Origin of the sequence: Flavobacterium sediminis (genome assembly GCF_003148385.1) — a bacterium.
Taxonomy (GTDB): domain Bacteria; phylum Bacteroidota; class Bacteroidia; order Flavobacteriales; family Flavobacteriaceae; genus Flavobacterium; species Flavobacterium sediminis.
Genome location: NZ_CP029463.1, coordinates 829,498 through 841,002, shown reverse-complemented (window position 1 = coordinate 841,002; position 11,505 = coordinate 829,498). Strand labels below are relative to the sequence as shown.

At 35.7% G+C, this 11,505-nt stretch carries 7 protein-coding genes; 4 read left to right on the top strand and 3 right to left on the bottom strand.

Annotation, left to right across the window (positions count from 1 at the left end; translation table 11 throughout):
• Window positions 1-47: 47 nt before the first annotated feature.
• Genes DI487_RS04035 through DI487_RS04025 form a run of 3 tightly spaced genes read right to left on the bottom strand, consistent with a single transcriptional unit; the run spans window position 48 to window position 5,694 of the window.
• Window positions 48-1,157, bottom strand: a complete 1,110-nt coding sequence (locus DI487_RS04035; RefSeq protein ID WP_109568525.1) for a SusE domain-containing protein — start codon at window positions 1,155-1,157, stop codon at window positions 48-50.
• Between the two features lie 17 nt (window positions 1,158-1,174).
• Complete coding sequence (locus DI487_RS04030; protein ID WP_109568524.1) at window positions 1,175-2,776, bottom strand: RagB/SusD family nutrient uptake outer membrane protein; 1,602 nt, start codon at window positions 2,774-2,776, stop codon at window positions 1,175-1,177.
• Between the two features lie 11 nt (window positions 2,777-2,787).
• Window positions 2,788-5,694: a SusC/RagA family TonB-linked outer membrane protein gene (locus tag DI487_RS04025; protein ID WP_109568523.1), complete on the bottom strand. Its 2,907-nt coding sequence runs from the start codon at window positions 5,692-5,694 to the stop codon at window positions 2,788-2,790.
• Window positions 5,695-5,918: 224 nt separating this feature from the next.
• Here DI487_RS04025 and DI487_RS04020 point away from each other — a divergent pair, with 224 nt between their 5' ends.
• The 4 genes from DI487_RS04020 to DI487_RS04005 all read left to right on the top strand — a co-directional run bounded on the left by DI487_RS04020 (window position 5,919) and on the right by DI487_RS04005 (window position 11,502).
• Complete coding sequence (locus DI487_RS04020) at window positions 5,919-6,962, top strand: LacI family DNA-binding transcriptional regulator (RefSeq protein WP_109568522.1); 1,044 nt, start codon at window positions 5,919-5,921, stop codon at window positions 6,960-6,962.
• A gap of 199 nt (window positions 6,963-7,161) precedes the next feature.
• Window positions 7,162-8,511: an MFS transporter gene (locus tag DI487_RS04015; RefSeq protein WP_109568521.1), complete on the top strand. Its 1,350-nt coding sequence runs from the start codon at window positions 7,162-7,164 to the stop codon at window positions 8,509-8,511.
• Window position 8,512: 1 nt separating this feature from the next.
• Complete coding sequence (gene pgmB, locus DI487_RS04010) at window positions 8,513-9,169, top strand: beta-phosphoglucomutase (RefSeq protein WP_109568520.1); 657 nt, start codon at window positions 8,513-8,515, stop codon at window positions 9,167-9,169.
• A gap of 29 nt (window positions 9,170-9,198) precedes the next feature.
• Entirely contained in the window at window positions 9,199-11,502 is a 2,304-nt protein-coding gene (locus DI487_RS04005) for a glycoside hydrolase family 65 protein (RefSeq protein ID WP_109568519.1), read from the top strand.
• Window positions 11,503-11,505 lie beyond the last annotated feature (3 nt).

Sequence of the window (11,505 nt, the reverse complement as noted above, 5' to 3'; positions counted from 1 at the left end):
TCTTATAGTTTAAAAAGGGCTAACTTTTGGTTAGCCCTTGAAAATTTTTATTGTGCGGTTAAAGTATAAGTATACTCTCTCGGATTGCTTAAATCTAATTCAATTAAATAAGATCCCGTTGTCGCAATAGTGATATTTGCTCCTCCTTCATTTAATGATCCGTCAGCACCATCATCACCATAATTCAATGTCCAAGCATTATTTGCTCTGAATTTTAATTCTTGACCTCCTGTAAGAGTTGTGATAACTTCCCATTTTTTTGTTGCTGTATTATAAGTTAAATCTACATCCTGACCATCAGTACCATCAGGACCGGCAGGCCAGCCTAAAGTAGTAGCAGAACCGGTTACAGCCCATTGAGTCGCTGTAGTTGTGTATGTCATTGTTGTAGTGTTCGCATTTATTTTATAATAACTTCCCGCAGATAGTTGAACGTTAACTTCACCATCTTGAAGTAAAGCACCTGTAAAGGTTCCGTCATCACCGTAATCGCCATCAAAACTACTGTTAGTTGGTAATAATTTGAATTCAGGACTTGTTACATTCATATATACATACCCTTCAAAATCAGTTAAGCCATAACCAGAAGAAGCTAAAGCAGGTAAACTGGCATCCGGCGTCCAATCAGCACCATATCCGCTGCCACTTAGGAAATTACCGATTACATAAAGTTTAGGACTTTCGGTTGTGTAAGGAGTAATAACTATAGTTACAATATTAGAAACCATTGGCGAATAAGCAGTACTGTTACTTCCTACCGAAGAAACTACTCTTACATCAAAACTACTAGCTTCATAAGGATTTGCACCTAGAGCTGTGCAAGCATTGTTTAACGTTTCTACTGTAACCGGAGCCTGAAGATCACTTGAAGTTCCTCCCAATACTTGAGCATTTGAGAAATCCCCACCGGTAAGATCCATTTCAACGGAGTAGTTTATAGCTACATTACCATTATAATTAGCCGCTGTCCAAACGAAACGTTCTGCTAAGGCATCCATATTTTCAGGAAGTAATGTGTAAGTATTTCCGTCTTCAGGAGCAGTTAAAACAGGTGCGTCAACACCTTGTATAACAGGTCTGTCTTGTACATCGTCAGTACTACATGAGATAGCAAAGACACTTAATAAAACAAATAATGATTTAACTATATTTTTCATATATCTTTAATATTAAATTAATAACCAGGGTTTTGAATTAAATTCGGATTTACAATAATTGCATCTTGTGGTATTGGGAATAATTTTCTGTAAGAAGGGATTGGTGCGCCATTGGCCACATTTCCTTTCCAAGGCCATAAATAAGAACTACCGCTAAATTTTCCGAAACGGATCAAATCAGATCTTCTGTGGCCTTCCCAATGTAATTCTCTTGCACGTTCGTCTAAGATAAAATCTAAGTCCAAGTCAGAAGCTGTAATATCTCCGGAAGTGTTTCCGTAAGCTCGTTCTCTTAGCTCATTGATATAGCCCACAGCTGTTGTAGCATCACCGCCACCTCCTCTTAAGAAACATTCTGCATACATTAGGTAAGCATCAGCCAATCTGAACATAGGGTAGTCTGTGTCAACAAAATCTCCCGAAGCATCTGACCCTTGATTGCCCATACTGTCTACATTTTTCCATTTGGCAATTGCATAGCCATCGGTAAAACTTCCCACATCGTTAATCTCTAATGTTTGACCTGAAGTGTAGAATTGTTTTCTGGTATCATTATCCATTCCGTCAAATTTTTCAACAAATGCAGAAGTAGTTCGCAATCCTGCCCAACCACCGTTAATACCGAATTCAGAAGCATCCATACTACCTCCAACCGGAGCATGTGTCAGGTAAGTTGTACCTCCGTATGTTTTAGTATGTAAACCATCAAATGCTACAGCAAAGATGAACTCATTTTGAGCACCGTTAGTATCATTATCAGCTAAAAATAGTTGAGAATAATTACTGTGTATAGAATAACTGGTTTCATTGATTACTTTATTTACATAAGTATAAGCGTCTTGAGTTCTGTCTGTTCCTACATAAACCTGAGCATTTAAGAACAGTTTCGCTTTTAACATCCAAGCAGCCGCTTTATCAACTCTGAATTGTTCATTGCTGTTAGGTTCTTTCAAATCCGCTTCCATTCCGGTTAATTCACTTTCAACAAAATCAAATAGTTGTTGTCTGTTAGCATAGTCCGGTAAATAATATTGAGTAGGAGAATCTTCAGTAGTTAAAGAAGCACCTCCGAATAGGTCGATGATGTGCCAGTAGCTCAAAGCTCTTAAAAAACGAGCTTCTGCTCTGAAAGTTTTGATGTCATCTCTTAAGCTACCTGTTACACCTCTACCATCTAATTTTTCATCTGTAGTCTGTCTTAAAAATTCATTACAGTTTGTAATTTGGTAGGATAATCTGTAAAAAGTTGCTTTTACAAAACCATCAGAAACGGTCCAAGTGTGCCAATGGAAGTCTTTTATAGTAGCATCGTTCCATGCTATGATTGCTTCGTCTGTTGTCAATTCTTGAAAATTCCAAAGGTTTCTGACATATGAGCTAAATCCTTCATCAATACCAGCAACATCTCCCTGTCCTGCAGGCCCTTGCTGACCAGTCGTTGCAAGACCGGCATAAAGTTTAGCTAAAAAGCTTTTATATGAGCTAGGATCTGCAAATAATTCATCTGCTGTTTGTTCAGTTCCTTCAGGTTTTGTGTCTAATTCATCAGTACAAGAAACAGTAAGGAATAAGAATAACAAAGAAGATAAGCTTAATAGTTTTAATTTTAAATTCTTCATAGTGATTTTTTTTAAAAGTTTACATTTAAACCGAATGTGTACATTCTAGGTCTTGGGTAAATTGTATTGTCAATTCCTCCGTTTACCTCAGGGTCAATTCCTTTATAATCTGTGATTAAGATCAGATTTTGTCCTGCTAATGATAATCTTGCATTCGCCTTTGAGCCTAAGAAATTTTTGAAATTATAAGCAATAGTCAGGTTATCCATTCTTATGAATGAAGCATCTCTTATGTAATAATCTGATAAGTAACGTTCTGATCCTGAGTAGCTAAAATTAGTATCCAGTACTTCTGTCGTAGCATTTCCTAAGTCGGTATCTCTAATAAGAATTTGATTGCTCCATCCTAAGTTTGAATCAACATTGTAATAGTTATAATTACCCCAACTTCCTCTCCAAGACATAGCTAAATCCCAGTTTTTGTAGCTTAAATTAGTATAGAAACCATAATATACATCAGCTTGTGGTTTTTTATAGAAATAACGGTCATCAGTAGTTATTTGTCCGTCTCCGTTTCGGTCTACAAATACGCCGTCAATTGGTTGACCATTTGAATCATAAGCTTGCTCATATACATAATAAGCATTTGGAGCATAGTCAACCTGTATTCTTTGTACTTGATTGTCAATACCTCCTGTAATACCTCCGGTTGAGATTCCAAAGTCAGGAGCTCCGTCAATTAAACCGGTTACTTTAGAGTTTTGTAGCGTCATGTTACCTCCTACAGTAAAGTTCCAATCATCTGTACTAACAACTACAGCTTCTAAAGCCATTTCAATACCTTGATTCTTTGTTTTACCAATATTATAATAATCATAGTTAGAAAAACCATAGAATGCAGGGTTAGGAACATATGCAATTAAGTCTTTTGTTCTTTTCTCATATAGGTCTATGCTACCCGTAATTCTGTTTTTTATTAGCCCGAAATCAAGACCTATATTTCTGGTTTCGGTTTGTTCCCATTTTAAATTAGAATTGTAGGCTTGTGGTCTTACTGTTGTATAAAAAGTGTCCCCTATTTGATACTGAGCTTGGTTATCAGAGCTAAGGTAGGTAGGTAATGAAGGGTACAGCTTTCCTATGTCTTGCTGTCCGGTAATACCCCAACCTATACGAAGTTTCAGTGAAGAGATAGAAGAAACATTTTCTAAGAACTTTTCTTTATCGATTTTCCAGGCTAAAGCTGCTGAAGGGAAATTACTCCATCTGTATTCAGGAGCAAATCTTGAAGTTCCGTCTCTGCGGATAGTTGCTGTTAATACATATTTATCATAAAAGTTGAAGATCCCTCTGGCAAAATAAGACTGTAGGTTATAACCGGTTTTTGTAGCCGGTGTTACAGATTCTACTCCGGCAATATTTACAGAATAGCCACCATTGTTGATATAATCAAAATTTTGATAGTTATATCCGGCAGTTAATTCTACCGAACCTTTAATGGCATCAATATCTTTATGATAGTTTAAGTACAAATCCATTAATCTGTTTTTACTATCATTTGTGTAGTCATATTCAGCAGAAGCATTTGTATAATAATAATTGCTGTCATATCCATACCCTCCATAGCTTCTCCCTGTTGTATAGTCATAGCCAAAGTTAGCAACAGCTTTTAAGTCTGGGAAGAAATGTAATTTATATTCTGCTTGAATATTTCCTAAGCTTCTGAAAGCAGTTCCGTAATTATGGGATTGATTAATTAAAGCTACTGGGTTTCTGCTGGCCAATTGTTGGTTCCATTCAAAATAAGAGCCATCAGAATTATAGATGTTTTGTGTTGGATCGAAAGCTAATGAAGATCCGATTGCACTCCTTTCACTGTAGTTATTACGCATGGAAGAAGTCTTGTTATTAGCTTCAATTTTTAAATGTTCATTAAAAAAGTTGCCTACTACTGAAGCACTGGTTGTAGCTCTTGTGAAATTGTCTTCTTTTAAGATACCATCCATATCAGTAAAACCGGCTGAAGCTCTGTACGTGATATTGTCACTACCTCCTGATAAAGAGATGTTGTGATCAGTACCAATTGCATCGCGATAGATTTCTTCTTGCCAATTCGTATTGGCTGTACCTAAAAGTGCCTGTTGGTTGGTGTTTCCATAAGTATTAACATAACTTCTTAATTGGTCACCACTTAAAACATCTACTTTTTTTGCTATACTACTGTAAGAAACATTTCCACTGTAATTAATTTTCATTTCCCCGCTTTTCCCTTTTTTGGTGGTAATAATGATTACCCCGTTTGAGGCTCTGGAACCATAGATAGCAGTAGCAGATGCGTCTTTTAAAACGGTAACACTTTCAATATCGTTCTGGTTAATAGAAGCCAAAGGATTTCGTCCTCCTGTGTTGTCTGCTGCAACAGGAACACCATCAATTACAAATAAAGGGTCGTTATTTCCACTCAGAGAAGACCCCTGACGAATTCTGATTGTCGCTCCTTCACCGGGTGCTCCACCACCATTGGTGATCTGTACTCCGGCAACTTTTCCTTGAATCATCTGATCCGCAGCAACTACCGGTCCTTTAACAAAGTTTTTCTCAGTAACTGTGCTTACAGAACCCGTTGCGTCTTCTTTCTTAACAGTACCATAACCTATAACAACTATATCCTGAAGTTGTTGAAGGTCTTCTGTCATGGTAATTGTAACATTGTCTTGACCTGTGTAAGTATAAGTTACTTCTTTAAAGCCAATGTACTTCAAAATTAAAATGTCATTCTTTTTAAGATTGTTTAGGGTAAAGTTTCCGTCAAAATCAGTTGTAGTACCATTTGACGTGCCTTTTACTAAAATGTTTACACCCGGCAGCGGTTGTTGCGAACCACTATCTAAAACAACTCCTTTTAAGGTGTTTTGTGCAAACATACTTATGGGTAAGATAAGTAATAAAAGTAATAACTTTTTTTGCAGTGTTTTCATACAAAAATATTAGGTTAAACGATTGTTTTTATTCGCTTATATTCACTTCTAATGTTAAAATTATGTAAAAAAAACGTTTTCCAAAATGAAATTCGATTAACAACCTTGCGAAAACGTTTTCGTGTTGAAAACTTTAATGAAAAGCTCGATTTTTGCGTGTAAAATTGTGATAGTGAAAAATATAGATTACATTTATTCAAAAATTATTACTTGTTAAAAATACCATGAGACGAAAAGTTACCTTAAAACAAATAGCTAAAGAATTAGATGTTTCAGTATCAACAGTTTCAAAATCGTTAAGAAATAGCCCCGAAATAAGTGAAGATACTCGCCTGAAAGTTCAGGCTTTTGCAAAATTGTATAATTATAAGCCTAATAATATTGCGTTAAGCTTAAAAAATAAAAAAACGAAAACAATTGGGGTCGTAATCCCTGAAATAGTTCACCATTTTTTTGCAACTGTAATTACAGGGATTGAACAGGTTGCTAATGAACAAGGCTACAATGTTATCATCTGTATGTCAAATGAATCTTTTGATAAAGAAGTGATTAACTTAGAGATGTTGGCAAATGGCAGTACTGATGGTTTTATTATGTCTCTTTCCAAAGAGACCCAACAAAAGTCAGATTACCATCATATAATGGAAGTAATGAATCAGGGAATGCCGGTAGTGATGTTCGATAGGGTAACGAATGAAATTTTTACAGACAAAGTGATCATCGATGACTTTTCGGCTGCTTTTGATGCTGTTTCTTTTTTAATTGAAGGTGGTGCTAAAAAAATAGCATTAATTACAACTGTAGATTATGTAAGTGTCGGTAAATTGAGAACGGACGGCTATATTAAAGCCTTGGAGACTCACGGTATTGAAGTGGAAGATAAGTATATTATTAAGATTGAAGATATAGATAGTTGCAATACAAAAATACATTACTTGTTAAATAATGAGGAAGTAGATGCGATTTTTGCAGTAAATGAATTATTTGCTGTGGTAGCTATTAAGATAGCTAAAAGTTTAGATATTAATGTTCCGGAGGACTTAGAAGTTATCGCATTTACGGATGGTATTATTTCTAAGTATTCAACACCAACAATTACAACGGTCAGTCAGAATGGTATTAAGATGGGGAGAAAAGCAGCTCAGATGTTGATTGAAAGGTTGGAAAATGAAGAAGAATATGATTATGAAGAAGAAATTATAGAGCAATACAAAACGGAAGTTATTGAGACTAATTTGATTTTACGTGATTCTACGAAAACGAAATAGTTTTTGTAATTATCAGTTTTTCAATATATTATGTTATTTTTTGTTTTGTGTAGCCGAAATTTTTCTCTTGAAAATAGTTTAGCAATAGGCTAAAAAAATAAATTTGTGATATCAAAGCTTATATTTCACTTCTACATTTTTAAGTTTTGATAAGCATTTAATGCGCTTATCGTATTGAACCGATAAATTATTTACGATAATGGAAAAGCGTAAGTTAAGTTTCTGGGAAATTTGGAACATGAGTTTCGGTTTCTTAGGAATTCAGATGGGGTTTGCTTTGCAAAATGCAAATGCCAGCAGAATACTTCAGATTTTTGGTGCCGATGTCCATGAGTTATCATGGTTTTGGATCATTGCTCCTTTGATGGGGTTAATTGTTCAGCCTGTGATTGGTCACTATAGTGACAATACTTGGTCGAAGTTCGGACGAAGAAAACCTTATTTTTTGACAGGAGCGTTGTTAGCTTCAATAGGACTTGTGTTAATGCCGCAAGCTGAAATTTTTATTGCATTTATGCCAGCCTTATGGGTAGGAGCAGGAATGTTGATGATAATGGATGCTTCATTCAATATTGCCATGGAACCTTTTAGGGCATTAGTTGGCGATAATCTTAGATCGGACCAGCACACCTTAGGGTTTAGTGTACAAACAGCATTGATTGGAATAGGTGCCGTAATCGGTTCTTGGTTGCCTTATGTTTTGCACAATTGGTTTGATGTTAGCAATCAATCGACAGAATCATCAGCAGTGCCTTTAAACTTGATTTACTCTTTTATTATCGGTGCGGTGGTTTTAGTTGGAACGATTTTAATAACAATCCTTACAACTAAGGAGTATTCACCGGAAGAATTGATGCAATTTCAAGATGAAAAAGAACATCAAAATGCACTGGATGAAGATGTGAAAGAAGCTAAACTTTCTGATATTTTTTCTGATTTTGCTAAAATGCCGGAGACAATGCGCCAACTAAGTTGGGTGCAATTCTTTTCTTGGTTCGGGCTATTCGGAATGTGGGTCTTTTCCACACCGGCTATTGCCCAACACATTTATGGATTAGCACCTGAAGATACAAAAAGTGCTGATTTTCAAAATGCAGGAGACTGGGTAGGAATTATATTCGGTGTTTATAATGCAGTTTCAGCAGTTATTGCTTTTGCACTTCCGCTTATAGCTAAAGCAATAGGTAGAAAAAAGACTCATGCAGTATCACTTGCTTTAGGAGGTATAGGGTTGATATCTATGTATTTTATGCCTAATAAAGAATCACTTGTTTTTTCAATGATTTTAGTAGGAATAGCTTGGGCTAGTATCCTGGCTATGCCTTATGCAATTTTAGCAGGATCGATTAAACCTAAAAAAATGGGGGTTTACATGGGGATTTTTAATTTTTTCATTGTTATTCCCCAAATTATTAATGCTTTGATCGGAGGGCCGTTAGTTAAATATGTTTACCACGATCATGCAATTTTTGCTATTGTTATGAGTGGTGTGAGTTTTTTGATAGCAGCAGTTTTAGTGTTGAAAGTTAAAGATATTAAAGGCGTTTAAAATGAAACAGAAAACATTCATATTTGATCTGGACGGAGTTATAGTTGATACTGCTAAATACCATTTTATAGCTTGGCAAAACTTAGCCCAAAGTATTGGAATTCAGTTTACACATGAAGATAACGAGCAACTAAAAGGAGTTAGTAGAGTGCGTTCACTGGAATTGATACTGGAATGGGGAAATGTTCAGGCAAATCAGGAACAGAAAGAACTTTGGCTGGTACAAAAAAATGAAGAGTATTTAGCATTCATTGAAAAAATGAATGAAACAGAAGTACTGAAAGGAGTGGTTAACGTATTGGAATTTTTAAAACAAAATCATCAAAATATTGTATTAGGATCGGCAAGTAAAAATGCTAAACCCATTTTAGAAAAGACCAATTTGCTACACTATTTTGATGCTATTGTAGACGGAAATGATGTAACCAATGCTAAGCCGGATCCGGAAGTGTTTTTACAAGGAGCTAAAAAAGTTAATGCGGTTGCAACAGATTGCATTGTGTTTGAAGATTCGGTTGCCGGAATTCAAGCCGCTAATGTTGCACAAATGACCAGCATAGGAATTGGAGAAGTAAACGTTTTGAACGAAGCACAATTTTGCTTTCAGAACTTTACACAAATAAGTGAAGATTTTTTAAAAGAACTAATTAAAAAATAATGCTTTTGTTCTAAAAGCATACTAATAATATGAATCAAGATTATATAGTACCGGATAATTGGTCGGTTATAGAAGAAGGATTTGAGCCGGCTCATGTACGTTCCTCAGAAAGTTTATTCAGTTTAGGAAACGGAGCAATGGGACAACGTGCTAATTTTGAAGAAGATTATTCAGGAAGTACTTTTCAAGGAAGTTATATTGCCGGAGTATATTATCCTGATAAAACTAAAGTGGGTTGGTGGAAGAACGGTTATCCCGAATATTTTGCCAAAGTCCTAAACGCACCCAATTGGATTGGAATTCAAATAGAAATTGACGGAGAAAATTTGGATTTGAAAACTTGTAAATCAGTTGCCAATTTCCGTCGCGAATTGAATATGAAAGAAGGTTGGTACAAACGTTCTTTTCAGGCAGTTTTACCAAACGACGTAGAAATTCAGGTTAATGTTTTGCGTTTCTTGTCTTTAGAATGGAATGAAGTCGGAGCTATTCGTTACCAAATTAGGCCATTGAACAAGTCGGTTAATGTAACTTGGAAACCGTATGTAGATTCAGGAATTGAAAATAAAGATACTAACTGGGAAGAAAAATTCTGGAAAGTTGATGCTATAAAGCAATATAAAAATGCAGGGTTTATCCAGTCACATACTTTAAAAACTAATTTTGAAGTAGTTACTTTTATGGATAATCAGGTTTTTCTTGATGGTGAAAATCTAAATTTGCAACCTGCTGCAGTTACTCAGGAAGAATCAAAAGTACAGTTGAGTTACAGTGTTTCTGTAGGGCAAGACCAAACGGTAGTTTTGCAGAAGTTCGGAGGCTATGTAACCTCAATGAATCACGCAGTTGAAAATTTATTCGAAGCAGCTCAAAATGCTATTGATAGAGCGAATCAATTAGGTTTTGAAACACTTTTATCAAATCAAATTGAAGATTGGGATAGGATTTGGCAAATGAGCGATATCACCATAGAAGGAGATGTGAAAGCCCAGCAGGGAATTCGTTTCAATATTTTTCATTTGAACCAGACCTATTCAGGGAAAGATTCGCGTTTGAATATTGGTCCCAAAGGATTTACCGGTGAAAAATATGGCGGTTCAACTTATTGGGATACAGAAGCCTATTGTATTCCGTTTTACATGGCAACCAAAGATCAGAACGTAGCCAGAAATTTATTAGCCTATCGATACAATCAGTTGGAAAAAGCCATTGAAAATGCCGAAAAATTAGGATTTTCTAATGGAGCGGCTTTGTATCCTATGGTAACGATGAATGGTGAAGAATGTCATAACGAATGGGAAATTACATTCGAAGAAATTCATAGAAATGGCGCCATAGCTTTTGCTATCTTCAATTACACACGCTATACGGAAGATGAGTCGTATATTCCGGAGAAAGGTTTGGAAGTGTTAATCGGAATTGCGCGTTTTTGGCATCAAAGAGCCACATTTTCAACGCATAAAAATAAGTATGTAATTTTGGGTGTAACCGGTCCGAATGAATACGAAAATAACGTGAATAATAACTGGTATACTAATTATATTGCCAAATGGTGTATTGATTATACAGTACAGCAGATTGAAAATGTAGCTCAAAAATTCGGTTCTGATTATACCCGAATTATGAATAAAGCTAAACTGTCACAAGCGGAAATTTCTGAATGGAAAAAAGTTGCCGACAATATGTATTTCCCTTATTCGGAAGAACATGGTGTGTTTTTACAACAAGATGGTTTCTTAGATAAAGAATTGGTGTCTGTAGCTAATTTAGACAAAGCGCAACGACCAATTAATCAAAAATGGTCTTGGGACAGGATTTTGCGTTCGCCTTACATCAAACAAGCGGACACATTGCAAGGGTTCTATTTCTTTGAAGATCATTTTACCAGAGAGGAATTGAAAAAACATTTTGATTTTTACGAACCGTTTACAGTACATGAAAGTTCACTTTCGCCTTGTGTACACTCTATTCAGGCAGCGGTTTTGGATAGAATGGAACAAGCCTATACATTTTATCTGAGAACCTCTCGTTTAGATTTAGATGATTACAATAAAGAAGTTCATGAAGGATTGCATATTACGTCTATGGCAGGAACCTGGATGAGTATCGTTGAAGGTTTCGGTGGAATGCGTGTGAAGAATGGAACACTTTCTTTTGATCCTAAGATCCCAGCGGAATGGCAATCGTATTCTTTTAAAGTTAATTTTAGAAATCGTATCTTTAAAGTTCAGGTAAGCCAGTCTGGAACTGAAATTTTTGTGGACGGAGACCAAAATATCGCTATTCAACTGAATGGAGAATCCTTTGAAGCTAAAGCCCTATTAAATATATAAAAA

Coding starts and splice junctions, on each gene's coding strand:
- DI487_RS04035 (WP_109568525.1), bottom strand. CDS start 1,157: ATGAAAAATATAGTTAAATCATTATTTGTTTTATTAAGTGTCTTTGCT.
- DI487_RS04030 (WP_109568524.1), bottom strand. CDS start 2,776: ATGAAGAATTTAAAATTAAAACTATTAAGCTTATCTTCTTTGTTATTC.
- DI487_RS04025 (WP_109568523.1), bottom strand. CDS start 5,694: ATGAAAACACTGCAAAAAAAGTTATTACTTTTATTACTTATCTTACCC.
- DI487_RS04020 (WP_109568522.1), top strand. CDS start 5,919: ATGAGACGAAAAGTTACCTTAAAACAAATAGCTAAAGAATTAGATGTT.
- DI487_RS04015 (WP_109568521.1), top strand. CDS start 7,162: ATGGAAAAGCGTAAGTTAAGTTTCTGGGAAATTTGGAACATGAGTTTC.
- pgmB (WP_109568520.1), top strand. CDS start 8,513: ATGAAACAGAAAACATTCATATTTGATCTGGACGGAGTTATAGTTGAT.
- DI487_RS04005 (WP_109568519.1), top strand. CDS start 9,199: ATGAATCAAGATTATATAGTACCGGATAATTGGTCGGTTATAGAAGAA.